This window comes from Microcoleus sp., from assembly GCF_049646505.1.
Lineage (GTDB): Bacteria > Cyanobacteriota > Cyanobacteriia > Cyanobacteriales > Microcoleaceae > Microcoleus.
Genome location: NZ_JBARVX010000520.1, coordinates 14,886 through 32,707 on the forward strand (window position 1 = coordinate 14,886; position 17,822 = coordinate 32,707).

The 17,822-nt window shown below is 48.3% G+C and carries 18 protein-coding genes, 1 tRNA gene and 1 pseudogene; 10 read left to right on the forward strand and 10 right to left on the reverse strand.

The window, feature by feature from the left end:
- Positions 1-159: 159 nt before the first annotated feature.
- The 6 genes from pqqE to pqqA form a co-directional block, all read right to left on the reverse strand.
- Positions 160-1,269, reverse strand: a complete 1,110-nt coding sequence (pqqE, locus tag WBA89_RS24675) for a pyrroloquinoline quinone biosynthesis protein PqqE (protein ID WP_424410141.1) — start codon at positions 1,267-1,269, stop codon at positions 160-162.
- The gene (pqqD, locus tag WBA89_RS24680; protein WP_424410142.1) at positions 1,256-1,528 is read right to left on the reverse strand and encodes a pyrroloquinoline quinone biosynthesis peptide chaperone PqqD; all 273 of its coding nucleotides are present in this window, start codon (positions 1,526-1,528) and stop codon (positions 1,256-1,258) included. Before pqqD ends, pqqE begins: the two co-directional genes overlap by 14 nt.
- Positions 1,525-2,259 (reverse strand): pyrroloquinoline-quinone synthase PqqC, encoded by a 735-nt coding sequence (gene pqqC, locus WBA89_RS24685; protein WP_424410144.1) that lies wholly within the window; start codon positions 2,257-2,259, stop codon positions 1,525-1,527. Before pqqC ends, pqqD begins: the two co-directional genes overlap by 4 nt.
- A gap of 294 nt (positions 2,260-2,553) precedes the next feature.
- Positions 2,554-3,459, reverse strand: coding sequence for a pyrroloquinoline quinone biosynthesis protein PqqB (gene pqqB, locus WBA89_RS24690; protein WP_424410145.1), 906 nt, complete (start codon positions 3,457-3,459; stop codon positions 2,554-2,556).
- A gap of 134 nt (positions 3,460-3,593) precedes the next feature.
- Positions 3,594-4,850, reverse strand: a complete 1,257-nt coding sequence (locus WBA89_RS24695) for a PQQ-dependent sugar dehydrogenase (RefSeq protein WP_424410147.1) — start codon at positions 4,848-4,850, stop codon at positions 3,594-3,596.
- A 90-nt stretch (positions 4,851-4,940) separates the two neighbouring features.
- On the reverse strand, positions 4,941-5,099 hold the full coding sequence (pqqA, locus tag WBA89_RS24700; RefSeq protein ID WP_424410148.1) for a pyrroloquinoline quinone precursor peptide PqqA: 159 nt from the start codon (positions 5,097-5,099) through the stop codon (positions 4,941-4,943).
- A gap of 660 nt (positions 5,100-5,759) precedes the next feature.
- Here pqqA and murA point away from each other — a divergent pair.
- The 6 genes from murA (at position 5,760) to WBA89_RS24730 (ending at position 10,617) form a co-directional block, all read left to right on the forward strand.
- A complete protein-coding gene (gene murA, locus WBA89_RS24705; protein ID WP_424410149.1) occupies positions 5,760-7,154 on the forward strand; it encodes a UDP-N-acetylglucosamine 1-carboxyvinyltransferase in 1,395 nt (464 codons plus the stop codon).
- A 190-nt stretch (positions 7,155-7,344) separates the two neighbouring features.
- The gene (locus WBA89_RS24710) at positions 7,345-8,217 is read left to right on the forward strand and encodes a M48 family metallopeptidase (protein ID WP_424410165.1); all 873 of its coding nucleotides are present in this window, start codon (positions 7,345-7,347) and stop codon (positions 8,215-8,217) included.
- A tRNA-Leu gene (locus WBA89_RS24715) sits at positions 8,196-8,277 on the forward strand. The genes WBA89_RS24710 and WBA89_RS24715 overlap by 22 nt, the downstream gene beginning before the upstream one ends.
- Before the next feature lie 81 nt (positions 8,278-8,358).
- Positions 8,359-8,481 (forward strand): hypothetical protein, encoded by a 123-nt coding sequence (locus tag WBA89_RS24720; protein ID WP_424410150.1) that lies wholly within the window; start codon positions 8,359-8,361, stop codon positions 8,479-8,481.
- 104 nt (positions 8,482-8,585) lie between these two features.
- Positions 8,586-9,461 (forward strand): DMT family transporter, encoded by an 876-nt coding sequence (locus WBA89_RS24725; protein ID WP_424410151.1) that lies wholly within the window; start codon positions 8,586-8,588, stop codon positions 9,459-9,461.
- Positions 9,462-9,693: 232 nt separating this feature from the next.
- Positions 9,694-10,617, forward strand: a complete 924-nt coding sequence (locus WBA89_RS24730) for a spermidine synthase (protein WP_424410152.1) — start codon at positions 9,694-9,696, stop codon at positions 10,615-10,617.
- 583 nt (positions 10,618-11,200) lie between these two features.
- Here WBA89_RS24730 and WBA89_RS24735 read toward each other — a convergent pair.
- The 3 genes from WBA89_RS24735 to WBA89_RS24745 form a co-directional block, all read right to left on the reverse strand.
- Positions 11,201-11,629 carry a heavy metal-responsive transcriptional regulator gene (locus WBA89_RS24735; RefSeq protein ID WP_424410153.1) on the reverse strand — a complete coding sequence of 143 codons (429 nt, stop codon included), beginning with the start codon at positions 11,627-11,629 and terminating at the stop codon, positions 11,201-11,203.
- 115 nt (positions 11,630-11,744) lie between these two features.
- A complete protein-coding gene (locus WBA89_RS24740) occupies positions 11,745-12,041 on the reverse strand; it encodes a hypothetical protein (RefSeq protein ID WP_424410155.1) in 297 nt (98 codons plus the stop codon).
- Between the two features lie 566 nt (positions 12,042-12,607).
- Positions 12,608-12,778, reverse strand: a complete 171-nt coding sequence (locus tag WBA89_RS24745; RefSeq protein WP_424410157.1) for a hypothetical protein — start codon at positions 12,776-12,778, stop codon at positions 12,608-12,610.
- An 87-nt stretch (positions 12,779-12,865) separates the two neighbouring features.
- Between WBA89_RS24745 and WBA89_RS24750 the strand changes: the two genes are divergently transcribed.
- The 4 genes from WBA89_RS24750 (at position 12,866) to speA (ending at position 17,396) form a co-directional block, all read left to right on the forward strand.
- Positions 12,866-13,066 carry a hypothetical protein gene (locus tag WBA89_RS24750; RefSeq protein ID WP_424410159.1) on the forward strand — a complete coding sequence of 67 codons (201 nt, stop codon included), beginning with the start codon at positions 12,866-12,868 and terminating at the stop codon, positions 13,064-13,066.
- A gap of 17 nt (positions 13,067-13,083) precedes the next feature.
- Complete coding sequence (locus WBA89_RS24755) at positions 13,084-13,674, forward strand: DUF3611 family protein (protein WP_424410160.1); 591 nt, start codon at positions 13,084-13,086, stop codon at positions 13,672-13,674.
- 153 nt (positions 13,675-13,827) lie between these two features.
- A complete protein-coding gene (locus WBA89_RS24760; RefSeq protein ID WP_424410161.1) occupies positions 13,828-14,976 on the forward strand; it encodes a helix-turn-helix domain-containing protein in 1,149 nt (382 codons plus the stop codon).
- A gap of 413 nt (positions 14,977-15,389) precedes the next feature.
- On the forward strand, positions 15,390-17,396 hold the full coding sequence (speA, locus tag WBA89_RS24765; protein WP_424410163.1) for a biosynthetic arginine decarboxylase: 2,007 nt from the start codon (positions 15,390-15,392) through the stop codon (positions 17,394-17,396).
- A gap of 198 nt (positions 17,397-17,594) precedes the next feature.
- Here speA and WBA89_RS24770 read toward each other — a convergent pair.
- Positions 17,595-17,822: pseudogene (locus WBA89_RS24770) on the reverse strand (NDP-sugar synthase); the annotation flags it as partial.

Genomic DNA, 17,822 nt, shown 5'->3' on the forward strand with positions numbered 1-17,822 from the left:
TGGCTCTAGGTTGTTGTCACAGGGTAACACAGGCATTGGGGCGATCGACAATAATGTGAACTTTCCGGCATTGCCGATCGAACTCCTCAAAAATAGAAAAAAGACTTGTGTACCTTTCAATTGACCACATCTGAGGCCAATCATCTCGCTCAGCACTAGCTAGCCAATGTCCACTTCATCGCGATCGCGGTATACAAACTGTTCAGCTTGCACAGGTAACCGATCCAAAATTGATTGGATGCGATCGTGATTCGGCGAAAGATGACACACCGGATCGGTGGCGCTTGCATCCTGAGTTAATAAAAATGCCTGACAGCGGCACCCACCCCAATCTACCGTTTGGCGATCGCAACTTTGACAAGGTTCCGGCATCCAACTCGTGCCGCGAAACCGATTCATCCCAGCCGATTCAAACCAAATCCACTCTAAAGCCCGATCGCGAACATTGCCAAACTCTAGGCCAGGAATCGCCATAGCAGCTTGACAGGGTAAACCCTCACCGTTTGGTGTCACAATCAACGTCCGACTGCCCCAACCGCTCATACAAGGCTTGGGATAGTCAGCATAGTAATCCGGCACCACATAGAGAATACCCATCGGAATTTTGCCGCGTTCTTGCGCCGCCCGCACCACTATTTCAGCATCAGCCAATTGGGCGCGAGTCGGTAACAAAGCCGCCTGATTATGCAGTGCCCAACCGTAATATTGCGTGTTCGCCAACTCCACGCGATCGGCACTCAACGTCTGGGCCAGTGCTAACATCTCCTCAATGCGATCGAGATTATGCCGATGCAACACAAAATTCAACGTCAACGGAAATCCTAATTCCTTTACCAGTTTCGCCGCCGCAATTTTTTGCTCAAACGATCGCACTCCAGCAATGCGATCGGACTCGATCGCTCGACTATCTTGAATACTAATTTGAATATGATCTAAGCCCACCTCTCGTAATTTGGTCGCTCGCTCAGTTGTTAACAGCGTTCCAGCCGTGACTAACGTCGTGTACAGCCCTAGCTCTGCCGCTTTTTCGACAAATATTTCCAAATCATTTCGCAGTAGTGGTTCTCCGCCCGTTAAACCCAATTGCAAAACGCCCAACTGTCGAGCTTCCTGAATCACTCGCAGCCAATCTTCCGTCGCAAGTTCTTGACGATAAGCATCCCCATGCCAATTCAGAGGATTGGAACAATAAGGACAACGTAGCGGACAACGATAAGTTAATTCTGCGACAAGGCTGAATGGTTTAGGAAAGTCATCATGGCATAGCATCGTTTAGAAGTCCTCGTTGCGTGATTTTAGCAATCAGTTGGTAAACATCAGAGTCAATGTTGGCGTGAGGAAATTGGAGCGCTAATTCTGTAATAATTTGATCGATCGTATGGTGTCGATCGCAACGCTCTAAAATTGCCAAAGCCGACCGATTCAGCTTAATAGCTCCTTCTGGAAACAATAAAAAATGCTGTTGTCGCACCTCATCCCAAAACAACCGCACCCCACAGGCTAATTGAGGACAACTGTGCCCATTCACGATCCCAACCCCGGACGAGTATCTCCCCGGTCGATCGCTTCAAGCTGACTCCACAACAAATCGCACTTAAAGATTAATGCCTGAACAGCCTTCTGTTGGCTCTCAACAGTGCGGCAATGTTCCAAAACCAAATTCAAGGCGTAACGAGCATCTTGAGGGGCTTGATGTAAGCGCACTCGAAAATACTCAAATCCGCTCGGATCGATCCACGGATAATACTGCTCTAAAGCCACCAATCGATCGCGAATCGCATCTGGGCCAAACAACTCCGTTAACGAAGAGGCGATCGATTCAATCCAAGGTTTAGTCTTGCAAAAATTCACGTAAGCATCCACTGCATATCGCACACCCGGCAATACGTGGCGATCGTTCAACAGTTGCTCGCGCGATAAACCGACGGACTCACCCAATCGCAACCACGCTTCAATTCCGCCCGATCCAGCCACTTGACCATCATGGTCAATAATCCGTTGAATCCATTCGCGTCGCACTTCGCGATCGGGACAATTCGACAAAATCGCCGCATCCTTCAGGGGAATACTTCGTTGATAATAAAAGCGATTGATCGCCCAAAGCCGAACTTCTTCTGGAGTCAGTTCACCCGCATTCATTCGTTGATGAAAAGGATGAAGATGATGATAGCGACGATGTTGCTGACGCAGCGCGTTCTCAAATTCTGCCCGCGTCCAGGGCTTTAATTCCAGTGTTTCCTGTTCCGAAGTTAATCTCATTATGTTTCCTATATATAGCGCAATACGGTTCACTTAACACTATTTATGCCCCGGAGATCCCCCTCGCATCCCCACCCCCCCTGCCCCCCCCAAGGGGGGAAGAAGGGGGACGAAAGAGAGCATTCTTGTCCCACCCCCTACTCCCCTTTTTCAAGGGGGGTTAGGGGGGATCTGTCTTAAGTAAACCGTATTGATATATAGCGATCCTAAATCATTTGTGAACTTCTTACTCCCTCCCCTTACTAAGGGGAGGGTTGGGGTGGGGTGAAAAATTTACGACTCCTGCAAGGATTGCTATAAAGTAAACATCAATCCATCCCAGCCAATTTCAATCCCCTGACTTTCAACTGTCTGCCGCTCAAGAGAATCAGGAATCAGAATGGGATTGGTATTGTTAATGTGAACAAAAATCTGGCGCGCTGTTTTTAGTTGAGCAAGTTGCTCTAAGCTTCCCCCTGCTCCCGACAAAGGTAAATGTCCCATTTGAAGTGCCGATCGCCCTCCAATTCCCAAAGCAGGTAATTCATCATTCGTCCAAAACGTTCCATCAATCAAAATACAATCACTCGCCTCAAATCGGCGTTGCAGGGACTGATCGATCGCGCCTAATCCCGGTGCATAGGTCAAGACGCCATTAGTGTTGCGATCGCGGATCGTCAAGCCAACGCCCCAAATCTCCTGCGATCCCGGTTCACTCTGCATATACTTCGGCGGTTTGGTCGAGAGCGCAAAGGCTTCAATCTCTAGCTCGGATGCAATCGCGATCGACTTGCCCACATCTAAAGGCAACCATTCCACACCACAATAATTTTGTAAGGTCGCAAACAATGGATATCCGGTGGTCAAAGCCTGTTTAACGCTAGCAGAAGCATAAATTTTTAACGGTTGGGATGACTCTCGCAATAGCATTAACCCAGTGGTGTGATCGATTTCAGCATCAGTCAGAATAATGCTAGTAAAGGGCAGCGATCGTTGGCCTGTTTCCACAAAACACTGTTGCGATCGCATTTGCTCAATTTGCAGCCGCACATCAGGCGAAGCATTGATCAAAAACCAATCACCACTCTGCGATCGAATCGCGATTGACGATTGAGTTAAGCCTGCCGCCTTTCCGGCTCGACTCGTTTCGCAGCTTTGACACAGACAATTCCATTGCGGAAAACCGCCTCCCGCTGCCGCACCCAAAATTCTGATTAACATCTTTAAACAGTTGACAGTTGACAGTTGACAGTTGACAGCGAAGCGATCGGAACCGAGATTTAAACTCCGTTCTTATCACAATCTGCCGACCTGAGTAAGGGCTTCAAACCCCTCTTATTTGGTGATAACTATCCTCAACTCGGTTCCAGCCGCAGCAATTGTCCATTCGATTCATCCGTCAGAATGTACAACAATCCGTCCGGGCCTTGGCGCACATCCCGCACCCGTTCCCCGATCAAAATCGGCTGCTGACCCCGCACATTCCCTGCTGCATCGAGATCGATCCGGCGCACATCCTGGGTCACCAATCCCCCCGCAAACAGATCGCCTTTCCACGCCGGGAACCGATCGCCCTGATAAACCGCCAAACCCGATGGAGCCGTTGCGGGTGTCCAAACCACTTTTGGATCGATCGTGCCGGGACGCGATCGCTCCTGCGAAATCTCTCCGCCAGTATACTCCTGACTGTGCGTCACGATGGGCCAGCCAAAATTCTGACTCGCTTGCACAAAATTCAATTCGTCTCCCCCTCGCGCTCCATGTTCCGTCACCCAAATTCCTTGAGAAGTTGGATCGAAAGCCAATCCCTGAATATTGCGATGCCCGTAACTCCAGACTGCCGGATCGGCATTCTCCTTACCCACAAACGGGTTATCACGCGGCACCGAACCATCGTCATTCAGCCGCACAATCTTGCCCAGATGACTCCGCAGATTTTGCGCCTGCTTCCGAATCAGAGCGCCTTCCAACTGGATGGGCGGATTGCCGCCATCGCCGATCGCCACCAACATAGTTCCATCCGGGAGCCAGAGAATACGCGATCCAAAATGCTGAGCACCCGATTTTACTTGAGATACTTCAAAGATCGCCCGCAAATCGCGTAAAGCTTTGCCATCAAACGTTGCTCGGGCAACTCTAGTCCGATTCGCATCGGTCGTCCCGTGCGAATAGGTCAAATAAACCAACCGATTCTTGGCAAACTGAGGATGAATCGAAATCTCCATCAGTCCACCCTGACCCGCTGACAAAACTTCAGGCACGCCGGCGATCGGAGTCGGATCTAACACCCCATTTCGCAGAATACGCAAGCGTCCCGCCTTTTCGGTAATCAGCATCGCCCCATCGGGTAGCCATGCCATGCTCCAAGGACGTTCTAAACCCTTGGCGATCGTAGTTTTCCGAAATCCCTGAGTTGCCTCACTCACAGATGCCACTTGAGCAGGTGTCGCCTCAACAGAACGACTCGCCTCAGTTGAAGGCGCCGTGTTTGCTGGGGTCAAAGAACAACTGGCGATCGCAATTCCGACCACCATACTCCCAGCCGACTGAATCACTCGTTCAATCCAGGTAACTATGAAGTCTCTCGTATTCCGCATATTATTGTTTGCCATGAACATTCATTCAGCAATCCAAAAAGTTGAAAGCCTTGAAAAATCGCGGTCGATCGCATCGGGTAGTATCGCAAAGTCGATCGACTATGACTACCAGTGATAGACGTAAGCGGTCACTTCTAAGCACAAATCGAGTTCCTCGATCGTCGGTTTCTCCCAGTCATCAGAAGTCCGAATCGGTAGCCGAGACTCTGCGCGATCGTCAGCAGGTTTTTGTTTGGGAACTTGAGATTGCTTTTGCGTTTTCATGTGTATTATTCTCCTAAGTGGAAATTAGACTTGTAGATTACTTCGTCCATTGAACGCGAGCCGTTTGTGACTGGAGATGAAAACAGAGAAGGGATTGGGGTTGAGTCTCCGTCTGGGAATGCCCACATTCGACATTATACTTTTTTAGCGCTTAGACCTAGGCAATTAGACCTCCACAGGTAATAATCGCCATCCACAGCATAGACAAGATTGCAAAAGTCCTTTTTATAAATTTATTGGACGGGCTCTCCTGCCCATCCTAGTTATTTTTGCAATCTTGTCTAATGATTGACAGAATTGCGATCGCTCGCACAGTCTGTGGAGGCTTTACGCCTCGGTTCCATTACGGACGCAAAGCCAAGAGTGTTTTCCGGGTCGGATGTGATTGTATTCCAGAAGCCATGTTTAACTAAAAACAGCCTACAGCCCAGCTATTGAAAGCTATTCAGTTTTTGTCCTGTACTAAAAATTTCGATACATTAAATTAAACTCAAACAAATCGCCACCCACCATTTGGGCGATCGAGCCTGAAAGCCTTGCTCTAAAAGCATTTAGTAAATTTCAGCCCTAAAATTGTTCACATACCCCCTAGACATATAAAAACTTTCCGGTAAAATCGAAACCAAAATTAATAATGTATAAAGTAACGAAGCGCATACTATGGAGGGCAAACCCATTACACCAGCTCAGAACTCGTCTAACCTGTCAACTTCACCCGAAAGCGACGAAGAAGTATTACAAATTTGGGGTCGCCAGCCCCTGAAAGGACACGTCAAAATCAGCGGTGCCAAAAACTCAGCCTTAGTCGTAATGGCTGGAACCCTGCTGTGCCCAGACGATTGCCGCCTCCGCAACGTTCCCGGTCTCGCCGATGTCGCCCGTATGGGGCAAATTCTCTCGGCTGTAGGAGTCAAATTAGAGCAAAATGGCGACGTTTTAGACATCAACGCCAGCCACCTCATAGACGCTCAAGCTCCCTACGAATTAGTCAGCCAACTGCGGGCGAGCTTTTTCATCATCGGCCCGCTGCTAGCGCGTTTGGGATTTGCTAAAGTGCCTTTACCCGGAGGTTGCGCCATCGGCGCGCGGCCCGTGGAACTCCACGTCCGCGGCCTGCAAGCCCTAGGCGCTGAAGTCCACATCGACCACGGTACTGTTCACGCTTACGTCAAAGGGCCCAACCGCCGTCTTAAAGGAGCCAAAATTTATTTGGACTACCCCAGCGTCGGCGCAACGGAAACTTTGATGATGGCGGCGACTCTGGCCGAAGGGGAAACCGTCATTGAAAATGCCGCTCAAGAGCCGGAAGTCATCGATTTGGCAAATTTCTGTCGCGCGATGGGAGCCAAAATTCAAGGCGCAGGTACAAATACGATCGTCATTTCGGGAGTTCCGAGACTGCACGCGGTAGACTATTCAATTATTCCCGATCGCATCGAAGCCGGAACATTTTTAATCGCAGGAGCCATCACCCACTCAGAAATCAGTTTGTCGCCGGTCATTCCCGACCACCTGACCGCAGTGATTGCCAAATTGCAGACAGTGGGGGCAAAAATGATTGTAGAATCCCCCGACATTTTGCGAATAGTTCCCGGCAAAACTCACACCGCCACAGACATCGAAACTTTGCCTTATCCTGGTTTCCCCACGGATATGCAAGCTCAGTTTATGGCTTTGCTGACGCTGAGCGAAGGAGACAGCATCATCAAAGAAACAGTGTTTGAGAACCGCTTGCGCCACGTAGCAGAACTCAACCGCATGGGCGCGGACATTCGCGTCAAAGGCAATGTCGCCGTGGTGCGGGGAGTTGCGAGGCTGTCGGGAGCGCCGGTGATAGCCACAGATTTGCGGGCTTCGGCTGCTTTGGTGCTAGCAGGACTGGCGGCAGATGGTGTCACCACAATCAGCAGCTTGCAGCATTTAGACCGCGGCTACGAGCAGTTAGAGGTGAAGCTGCAAAAATTGGGAGCTAACTTGCGGCGCGTCAAAGAGGGCACAGACGCTGCTAATGTTCAGGTTCCTGTCATTACCGGGCGATCGGGTTTAAACTGTTAATTAGTCATCAGTCATTAGTCAGCAGTCATTAGTCAGCAGTCATTAGTCATTAGGAAGAAGAAAAATATCAATCTTTTTTAATGAGCAATGACCACCCAAGAATCGGCTTTCGGGCAAGCTGACTCAGGACTAATGACTGCTGACTAATGACTCAGGACTAATGACTGTTGACTAATGACTCAGGAATAAGATTTTGAACGTACCGCTCATAGGTTTAAAAGCAGACCAGTTTCGGCACCCGCTGGACTTGGAAGCCACCAACTCTCTCAAACAACTGCCCGGACTAGATTTGATCGTGCGGCAGTTGCTGGGACAACTCGGCGAACAGTTTTTCAGGCTCGAAAATCTCGCTTCCAGCGTCCAAGTCGGCGAAAATCAATTGCCCCACCTGCATCAATTGCTGTTGGACGCCTGCAAAACTCTAGATTTGGAAGTGCCGCAGCTTTATGTCCGCCAGCATCCGATGCCGAATGCTTACACTTTTGCGATGCGGGGAAGGCAGCCTTTTGTGGTGATGCACACTTCGCTGATTGATTTGCTCACAGACGAAGAAGTTAAAGCAGTAATCGCTCACGAGTTGGGGCATTTGAAATGCGAGCACGGAGTTTACCTGACTCTGGCTAATTTAATTGTATTGGCCGCGGGTCAAATTTCGCCTCTGGGAACCGTACTCGCCCAAGGTTTGCAGGTGCAAATGTTGGAATGGTTGCGGTGCGCTGAATTTACGTGCGATCGCGCCGCCTTGCTCGCCACCCAAGACCCAAGAGTGGTAGCATCTGTGTTGATGAAACTGGCCGGAGGTTCGCCGACGCTAGCACCGAAACTGAATGTCGATGCGTTTTTGGCCCAGGCGCGAGCCTACGATGACCTCAGCAGCACGGAACTGGGGGAAATGCTCAAACAAGCTCAAACGTCTCAGTTGTCCCATCCTGTACCAGTATTGCGCGCCAGAGAGATCGATCGCTGGGCAAGTTCAAAAGATTATGAATCTTTGCTTGACAAAAATCGATCGGCCTGTTATCATGGTGAAGCCAATAAAAAGGGCGGGTGGCGAAATTGGTAGACGCATCAGACTCAAAATCTGACACCGAAAGGTATGAGAGTTCGATTCTCTCCCTGCCCACTAATAAAAAAGCTTAATAAATATAGGGTTTCAGATGATAAGTCTGGAACCCTAATTTATGTTGGGCATGGGGCATGGGGCATGGGGCATGGGGAATTGGGAATTGGGAATTGGGAATTGGGAATTGGGAATTGGGAATTGGGAATTGGGAATTGGGCATTGGTAACTAATGACAACAGTCAACAGTTAACAGTTAACAGTTAACAGTCAACAGTTAACAGTCAACAGTCAGTAGGGGCGGTGCCAAGAGTGCCCGCCCTCTTAACAATCAAAAATCAACAATCAACAATCAAAAATCAAAAAATTTTATGGGTGAAATCGCGGCTTTAGGCGCTGCATTTGTCTGGGCTTTATCTTCCACAATTTGGCAGCGAGTCGGACAGCAAATCCCCGCAGTGGTGCTCAACTTGCTCAAAGGCTCGATCGCCCTTTTCATGCTCCTTGCCACTATACTAATTTTAGGCAAACCCTTACCCGCAGTCAACTCCAATATTTTAGCAATGCTGCTCATCAGCGGCGCCCTAGGAATTGGCATCGGAGACACCGCATTCTTTATCGTCTTAAAATATTTAGGTGCGAGGCGAACGCTGCTTTTAGAAACCCTATCTCCCCCTTTAACAGCTTTATTCGGTTTGATATTTTTGCAAGAAAACCTATCACCAATTGCTTGTACGGGCATACTTTTAACAATCTGCGGCGTAGCTTGGGTAATTGCCGAACGAACAGCCGAAACCACCTTACCATCAAAACAGCTTTGGCTGGGATTAGGCATTAGTTTATTAGGACAAACAGCCCACGCCACCGGAGCTATTTTATCCCGCGCCGCCTTCAATCAAATAGATATCGATCCCTTGTGGACAGCGGCCTTGCGTTTGAGCGGGGGAATGGCAGTCATGCTATGCTTTTTAAACCCCACAAACCTTGGGACTTGCAAACAATTAAAAGCGCCAAAAATATTAGGTGCAATAATTTTAGCAGCTTTTTTAGGAACCTATCTCGGAATTTTCCTGCAACAAACTTCGCTGAAGTATGCGCCCGCAGCCATCGCTCAAACGCTCAGTTCTGCCAGTCCCCTATTTGTACTGCCTTTAGCCGTGGTAGCAGGCGAAAAAGTCAGCTTTCGGGCTGTTTTGGGGGTCGTTGGGGCGATCGTCGGAATCTCGCTATTATTGGGTTTGAAGTGATGAAATTTGAGATTTAATACCAGGGGAGCATCTCTGTCGAAAAGCCGCCAAGCCCAAAATTGGAGACAGGAGACAGGAGACAGGAGACAGGAGGAAAGAGGAAGAAACAAGGAGTTAAAAGAAGTGTTTTTGCAAATATGAGATGCTCCCAATACCAGCTCCTAAAAAAAACTGTACGTCACGTCGGCTCCCAATCATTAGACTCCTCAGCATTTTCCCAATATCAAATAATATGAGTGATTATTTAGGCGATCGGCAAAATAGCAAATTATCAGTTATTCGCCAACAAATCAATTGGCTTCAGCAACAACCAGACGGCATTTTGTTTCAACAAATTTCCGGCGAAAACTGGATAGCAGTCAAAAAAATTAAATCATTCCTGCTCCTGCTTTTAGCAGACACAGAAACCTTAACCACAAATGTAGCTCAATCAATCCTAGACCTCAACAATCCACTTCAATTAATCTTTCCCTATGCCAGAGCAATCTTGCTAGCATTAATCTGGAAAAATTCACCCAAAAAAATATATGTAATCGGTTTTGGCGGTGGCAGCATTCCCAACTATTTTCACCACTATTTCCCCGACGCGATAGTCGAATGTACAGATATCGATCCCGCAGCAGTCGAAATTGCTCAAAAGTTTTTTGGAATTCAATTAAACGACAAATTAAAAGTCGCGATTCAAGATGGTCGCGAATATCTTGCCGAACAAAATGCTACCGTAAAAAATGATATAATTATTGTGGATGCTGGTTTTGGTAGCGGCTATATGCCTTATAAGTTGGTGACACAAGAATTTTACCAACTCTGCAAAACTCGTTTGTCAAGCGCGGGTGCTGTAGTTGTCAATTTGTTTCACAAGCAAAAGTTTAATGCGGCGGCGGTGAAAACACTTCAAACTGTATTTTCACAGGTTTATTTGTTCAATTTAGACCAGGGTAACACCATTGCGATCGCGACTAATGCTCCCGATTTAACTCAAGATGAAATCTTTTTGAAAGCTGAAATTATTCAAGATTTTTATAATTTAGAATTTTCTTTAATAGAAATGTCGCTTCAGCTAAAAAAAGTAGCGCAATTGCCGGAATGGGTGAAAATGTGGGAAACACTACCAATTTTTACAGATGCTGAAATTCCGGCGGAATATTTCGAGTAATAATTGCACGGAAACAACTTTAATTGCAGGGTATGCAACTCGCACCGTCAGGCTTCCGGGTGTTTGTGCAGCATCGTTATAGCAAGTAGCAAGTCCAATCGGTCAACGATCGACACTAGCAAATATCTGTTTAAAAAATACTTGACCGTGAAATTGTGGCGGTGTATTATATAGCAATCCTCGCATCATTTTCAATAACTGGTTGAGAGGCTAAGAGCCTAGGAATCGATGTCACTTTTGAAGAGCCTCCGGCGAAAATGGAGGCTCTTCCTCGCCCCAGAAGCGTTACCAGGCTCTTCCTGGTAACGAGTAGAAAATACTTGACAGTGAAATTGTGGCGGTGTATTATAGAAGTAGTGCAACAAAATAAAAACATGAGACTAAAAAGTTGGGAGTCTCCCCGCAGCGAGGGTAGAAACTCCAAGGGTAAAGGCGGATCTGCCAGGGCTCGACAGCTCAAAAAACAACAGCAAACTCTGCGAAAAAAGTTAAAAGCTCAAAGCGATCGACTAAATCACCAACAAAACAACCGAGGGAAGGAAACCCATTATTCCTTCCCTTTTTTGTATTTTTCGACTGTTGCTCAATCCCGCTGAATGTTGGGACAAATCGTGGTAGTAATGCGATCGCGCGAGGGTTGCTCTTCCCAGCAGTTGAGAATAGCTTGCAACTCCCTTTTCAAAGTTTCTAACTCTGCAATTTGCCCGGAAATTGCCTCTACCTTCAAAGTTAGATGCTGCTTCGCTTCCGAACAAGGCAGCTCTCCCCGATCGCGAACTTGTAAAATATCCTTAATTTCCTGAAGGCTCAAACCCAGAGTTTTAGATCGTTTGATAAACGCCAACCTGTTGAATACTGCCTCGCCAAACAACCGATAACCAGCGGGCGATCGCTCCACCGCCGGAGACAGCAAACCCATTTCCTCATAATAGCGAACAGTTTTCACCGACAAACCGCTACAGGCAGCTACGGAGCCAATTTTGTACAGTTTTTCGGCAACAGAAATATTCATAAACCAAACCTCAAAGCATCGATGAGGAAAAGATTTTTCTGGCTCTATCTTTATATTGCCTTAGTTCGTCGGCGAGTCGATCGCCACTTCACCCAGTCGGCATTGCCCGGTAATCTTAATAAGGAGGATTTTTCTTAGACACCTTGTTGAGCACGGGTAACTGAGGTCGAGAAGACACCGGAGGCAGATAGTATTCCGGAGCAGGGGCGGGTTGTTCGGCTCCAGAGCGGTAAATTTGCCACCAGCGCAGAGCGATCGCCAACCCAGCAGTACCGAGTCCAAAAGCCAATAAAGAACCGCTTGCGCCAATGCTGCCGATAGCTGCATCGACAACGCCCACTGTCACAACAAAGCTGGTAATAGGCTCTCTACGGTAAGCAGACCTCAAAAGTCGCGTCCACGAAGCATTCATTTGGTTTTACTCTGTTCTATATTTATTTACAATCTCTAAAATTTAGAGTCGGCGGTGCGATCGGGATTTCTAGCTTTGATACTAGCTTCACCTAAATTAATCTTCTCGCCTGTGGGGAATTGTACGGGAGCGAAGCCAAATTGCCAAGCTTGTCAAATCAAGATTTCACCCGAAATACAGCTCCCAAAGCCAGCTCTTGCATTTTGTCCGCCGCTCTCTCTCGACACAGAAGTCGCAGGGCTTGTTTCTAACAGACTTCTCCTGATAACAGCCAGCAAGCGAACCCGCTCGCTTGCGGGCTCCACAATAATGATTGGAGAGGTCTAATTAATATTCTAATCAATTCCCGAATTTGTCGCGATCGGCAGATGTAAAACTCGCTGCGCCGAAAGTAAAGGCCCAGCGTCAGGTTCTACCCATCCAAAAACGAGTACCGCATCCCTGACGCTCTTGAGGATAAATCCCCAAATTTTCGACTCTGGTTCGGGTTCCCGGATAAATCTGCAGACTAAATCTCAAAGCTCAAATCTTCAGAAAATCATCGGCTGACCCCGCCATTGCTAAAATTAGGTGAGGCCCAACCAGGCCAGCAACCCCTGGCCTGTGACATACTCGATAATTAAAGTTAGGGAAAAACCGATCATCGCGGCTCGACCGTTGAGGCGTTCCGCGTAGCTGTTAAAGCCAAACTTTGGTTGTTCCAGTTTGGGAGTGACGGTGGGTTGTAGTTGTGTCATTGCTTGAGTACCTTGCGATCGACGCTGTTCTAATGTGAAATCGAATGTCAGTTACAAATCTTAAACATTTCTGCTTCCATTATAAAGATGGTTAACCGCCGAAGCGTCGATTTTCGCATTCAAGATTTTTGCATTCAAGATTTGCTTGCAGCATTGAATCAGGGAACCCGAACCAGAGCCGAAAATTTGAGGCTCCACCCTCAAGAGCGTCGGGGGGACAGACAGTTCCGTTTTTGGGCCGATCGACCGTCCGCGCTCAAAAAACTGCTGCCAACTAAAGCCACTTAATTATATCCGCTCAAAATATGACTAATCAGTTAGATACCGACAAGCTTCCGGCAGCCGTACAGCGAGTTGCCTTTGCCCTCCGCACAGCAGGCTGGATTTGCTTCTGGGTGCAGCTAGTGCTAGCGGTGGTAGCGGCGATCATTTTGCTCTTTGCCATCCCCTTCGCCGTCCCTAGGGCCACCGTCGCTGGCGGCTCAACCAGTGCCGGCACCGGTGGCGGCGTATTTTTTGCAATTTGCGGGCTGGCAGTTCTTTGTTACAGCGTATATCGCGCTTGGAGTTTCACCCGCTTGTCGAGACAACTGCGATCGCCCGCAGGCGCTGTCCGCCCCAAAAAAGCAGACACGATCAAACAGGTGCAGTTGACACTGATCGCCAACTTGTCAGGAATGCTGCTGACGCTGATCGGCGCAGAAGCCATCAGCGGCACCCTGTTAGCAAAATCTCTGGCTCAGCCCCAAGCTTTGTTCGGGGCCGCAATCGATGTCAGCAGATTTATTCAGCCTTTAGACATATTTGTGGTACTCGCCAATACTCACGCTACGGTTGCCCACTTTGTGGGAATTATCGGGGCTCTGTGGTTGCTCGATCGCATCTACAAGCAATAGAAAACTGCAATCGGGAATCGGGAATCGGGAATCGGGAATTCTTGCTCTGCCCCTCTGGCGGGCTCTCCCCCACTAGCCTCGGACGCTCCGGAATCAATGCCAAGCTATCGAAGAACTTACTCAGATACCTTCTAGCGAGACAACACAAACATCATGGCACTGAAACCCGAGGCTTATTTTGGGGTGACAGATCCGGCAACTATGGAAATTTCTCAAGAAAGTTTTCGTTCTGTCCTCGGTCAAATAGAAGCTGAACTCCTCTGCAGCGACACCTACAGCCACGCTCTAGCTAGCTTGCAAACCATGTTGGGCTCAGCCGCCTCTGCAGCCGAAATTTTAATTAGAGCCGTTAGCAGAGAAGCCGTCAAGCTGGCATTTGACAGGTTTGGCAAACCAAACAAAACCGAAATCCAAGTCGCCCCAGAGACTTTCGCCGAGCCAATTCCCGCGCCCTCATCTGTTAGAGAATTAGATGCGTCAGTACCTCCTCCCGTGTTCTATTGGCGCAGCGCTTCTGTGGAAGCGCCCACGGCAACCGAGTCTGAGACGGAAAATGACGATCGAGAAAATAACTCTTCAGAAGAAGAGCAACCAGCGCCCAAAGAGGAAATTCAAGTTGAGTCGGCTGCACCCGCAACAGTCATCGCCCCTGCAAAATCCTTTCCTGGGTTCGGTTTTCCCAAGAAGCCGAAAAAACCCACCAAGGAAGAAGAAGCAGCAATAGCAGTCCAACAGCGAGAAGAGTCTCTGCGCGAGTTGGGTAGAGAATTGCGCCAGGGGCGACAAATTCGATCGCTATCCCTCCAGCAACTCCACAGTCAAACTCTCGTCCCGCTGCACCACATTGAATCGATCGAAAATGGGGAAATCGAGAAACTGCCCCAGGATATTTACGTTAGAGGTTTTATCCTCCGTCTGGGCGACGCCTTGGGACTCGACGGCACCGCTATGGCGAATGCTTTGCCCAAACCCGCTCCGACTCCAATAATGACTAACACGTATTTGTCTGTTTCCGACTCGGATTCAGCCGACGGCTTTCAAATGCGTCCGGTGCATTTGTACCTCGGCTACACCGCTTTGATGGCAGGGGCGATCGGGGGTGTGGGCTGGCTGTCGCAGCAACCAGTGATACCCGGAGCCAATGCAGTACCCGAACCGCAGGTGACACCGCCGGCCTCAGTTGCACCGGCTCAGAAGAGCCAAGAAAAAGCGCCTCGACCGCCGGGTTTGAAGATGTCTAACAGTCACGGGGGGCTGATTGTGGGGGCTGATATGGCACCGCCGGAGGTGATTTTTGGCTAGAGTGTGTCGGGCGACCGATCGCCCGACAGCACTTTTGGCCGGGGCTCAGTCCTGCAGGATTTTAGATTTTAGATTTTAGATTTTAGATTTGGAATTGAGCGATCGATCTCGCGGTTGAGATTTTAGTTCGATCGCGGCTGGCATCTATCTGTGGAGTTAAATCTCAAATCTTCAATAGACTTCTTGCAAAAATAGTTAGGACGATGCTCAGAGCAACGTCCCACAAAAATCTTTTTTTCTTGTGGGATGGGCACGCGAGCCCGTCCCAAAATTTGATTAAAAGGACTGAGGCAAGAGGTCTAATGCGAAAATCGTCCGGCCTTGCACCCAAACTGGATTTTCATCTGCATCAGGAAACCCAATATCTGCGATAAACTATCTATTTGACCAGTCATTTCGAGGTTTCCGAGAAAATGAGTTCCCCAGCCACCGCTGCTTCCTCCGATACCGAGCCGCTATCGACTCAGCCGCCAACAATCACAAATTTAACTCCATCACACAGTGCTTTGGTAGCCGATGCAGTTACCCAAAAATCTTGGACAATAGAAGATAGCGAGAAACTGTACCGCATTCAAGGCTGGGGCGAACCATATTTTTCGATCAATGCCGCCGGTCACGTTACAGTGTCTCCCAAGGGCGATCGCGGCGGTTCCCTCGACTTGTACGAACTGGTTGAATCGCTCAAACAGCGCAATTTGGCTTTGCCCCTGCTGATTCGATTTTCCGATATTTTGGAAGATCGGATCGATCGCTTAAATTCCTGTTTTGCCAGAGCCATCGCTCGCTACAGTTACAAAAATGTCTATCGCGGCGTCTTTCCAGTCAAATGCAACCAGCACCGACAGTTAATTCAAGATTTGGTGCGTTTCGGTCAACCCCATCACTTCGGACTCGAAGCCGGCTCAAAACCAGAATTAATGATCGCTTTGGCGACTTTGAAAACCCCTGGCGCTTTGTTGATTTGCAACGGTTACAAAGACCGCGAATACATAGAAACCGCAATTTTGGCGCAGCGGCTGGGGCAAACTTCCGTGATTGTGCTGGAGCAAATTGAGGAAGTAGAACTCGCAATTGCCGCCAGCATTGCATTAAAAATTAAGCCTGTTTTGGGAGTGCGAGCCAAACTCACTACCAAAGGCGTTGGCCGCTGGGGAGGTTCCACGGGCGATCGGGCAAAATTTGGCTTGACAATTCCAGAAATTATCCGCGCCGTCGGCGAACTAGAAAAAGCAGGAATGCTCGACTGTTTGCAGTTGCTGCACTTCCACATCGGCTCTCAAATTTCCTCAATTAGCGTCATCAAAGATGCCATCCGAGAAGCCAGCCACATTTATGTAGAATTAGCTAAATTGGGAGCTAATATGAACTACTTGGACGTAGGCGGCGGGCTCGGCGTTGACTACGACGGCTCTAAAACAAATTTCCACACTTCCAAAAACTACAATATGCAAAACTACGCAAACGACGTAGTAGCCGGAGTGAAAGATGCCTGCGACGAGCGGAAAATTCCTGTACCGATTATCATCAGCGAAAGCGGGCGGGCGATCGCATCTCACCAATCAGTTTTAGTTTTTGACGTGCTCGGTACTAGCGATGTCCCCAGAGAAGTACCAGAACCAGTAGACGAAAACGCGCATCTTATTCCGCGCAATCTCTACGAAATTTACCAATCAATCACACCAGAAAATTACCAAGAAGTCTATCACGATGCGATCCAATTCAAGGAAGAAGCAGTCAGTTTATTTAACTTAGGCTATTTGGGAATTGCGGAACGGGCCAAAACCGAACAGTTGTACTGGGCTTGCTGCGATAAAATACAGGCGATCGCGCGGCAAAAAGAATACGTCTCGGACGATTTGGAAGACCTAGAAAAGGTGATGGCGTCCATTTATTACATCAACCTATCTGTTTTCCAGTCAGTACCAGACAGTTGGGCAATCAATCAACTGTTCCCAATTATGCCCCTTAACCGACTCGACGAAGAACCTACTGCGCGCGGTATTTTAGCCGATATAACCTGCGACAGCGACGGCAAAATCGACCAATTTATCGATTTGCGAGATGTCAAGTCGGTTTTGGAACTGCATACTCTCAAACCCGGAGAACCTTACTACTTAGCGCTATTTTTGGGAGGTGCTTATCAAGAAATTATGGGCAACCTTCACAACTTATTCGGCGATGTAAATACAGTTCACATTCAGCTAACGCCTTCTGGCTATCATATCGAACACGTTGTGAAAGGAGACACTATGAAAGAGGTCCTCAGCTACGTACAGTACGATTCAGAAAGCTTGATTGAAAGTATCCGCCGTCAGACAGAAGCAGCTTTGCAGCAAAAGAAAATCACTCTCTCTGAAGCCCAACTTTTGCTGCAAAATTACGAACGGAGTCTCGGCAAATATACTTATCTTCAGTCTTAGTTAGTCATTAGTTATTAGTCCTCAGTCATTAGTTGTTAATCATTAGTTATTAGTCAAGTCATTAGTTATTAGTTATTAGTTGGTTGTTAGTATTGGCTAATGGTTTTTGAGTCACTACCAATAACAAATAACCAAGAACTAATGACTAATAACCAAGAACTAATGACTAATGACTAATGACTAATGACTAATGACTGATTATTCAGCATTGCCGAGAATTTGTGCGATCGCCAGCCGCTCTTCTCCGTGGTGAGTTGGTAAAACTTGACGCGCGTCAGTAATCAGCCAATCGAGCGCCGCCGCTTGCAAATCGATCGCCGCCCCGGTTTTGTCAACGCAATAGCGCCCGAACACCAGTTTGTCAACCAACCGCACCTCCGGGCCCAAACGGGAATACTCAAAAATCACGCTGTTTTCCACAGTCGC

Bases quoted from the DNA above. Each gene is read 5' to 3' on its own strand.
- WBA89_RS24755 (WP_424410160.1), top strand. From the start codon at position 13,084: ATGACTAATCAGTTAGATACCGACAAGCTTCCGGCAGCCGTACAGCGA.
- WBA89_RS24735 (WP_424410153.1), bottom strand. From the start codon at position 11,629: ATGAATATTTCTGTTGCCGAAAAACTGTACAAAATTGGCTCCGTAGCT.
- murA (WP_424410149.1), top strand. From the start codon at position 5,760: ATGGAGGGCAAACCCATTACACCAGCTCAGAACTCGTCTAACCTGTCA.
- WBA89_RS24730 (WP_424410152.1), top strand. From the start codon at position 9,694: ATGAGTGATTATTTAGGCGATCGGCAAAATAGCAAATTATCAGTTATT.
- WBA89_RS24745 (WP_424410157.1), bottom strand. From the start codon at position 12,778: ATGACACAACTACAACCCACCGTCACTCCCAAACTGGAACAACCAAAG.
- WBA89_RS24695 (WP_424410147.1), bottom strand. From the start codon at position 4,850: ATGGCAAACAATAATATGCGGAATACGAGAGACTTCATAGTTACCTGG.
- pqqA (WP_424410148.1), bottom strand. From the start codon at position 5,099: ATGAAAACGCAAAAGCAATCTCAAGTTCCCAAACAAAAACCTGCTGAC.
- pqqC (WP_424410144.1), bottom strand. From the start codon at position 2,259: ATGAGATTAACTTCGGAACAGGAAACACTGGAATTAAAGCCCTGGACG.
- WBA89_RS24725 (WP_424410151.1), top strand. From the start codon at position 8,586: ATGGGTGAAATCGCGGCTTTAGGCGCTGCATTTGTCTGGGCTTTATCT.
- WBA89_RS24740 (WP_424410155.1), bottom strand. From the start codon at position 12,041: ATGAATGCTTCGTGGACGCGACTTTTGAGGTCTGCTTACCGTAGAGAG.
- speA (WP_424410163.1), top strand. From the start codon at position 15,390: ATGAGTTCCCCAGCCACCGCTGCTTCCTCCGATACCGAGCCGCTATCG.
- WBA89_RS24720 (WP_424410150.1), top strand. From the start codon at position 8,359: ATGGGGCATGGGGAATTGGGAATTGGGAATTGGGAATTGGGAATTGGG.
- pqqE (WP_424410141.1), bottom strand. From the start codon at position 1,269: ATGCTATGCCATGATGACTTTCCTAAACCATTCAGCCTTGTCGCAGAA.
- pqqB (WP_424410145.1), bottom strand. From the start codon at position 3,459: ATGTTAATCAGAATTTTGGGTGCGGCAGCGGGAGGCGGTTTTCCGCAA.
- WBA89_RS24750 (WP_424410159.1), top strand. From the start codon at position 12,866: ATGGTTAACCGCCGAAGCGTCGATTTTCGCATTCAAGATTTTTGCATT.
- WBA89_RS24760 (WP_424410161.1), top strand. From the start codon at position 13,828: ATGGCACTGAAACCCGAGGCTTATTTTGGGGTGACAGATCCGGCAACT.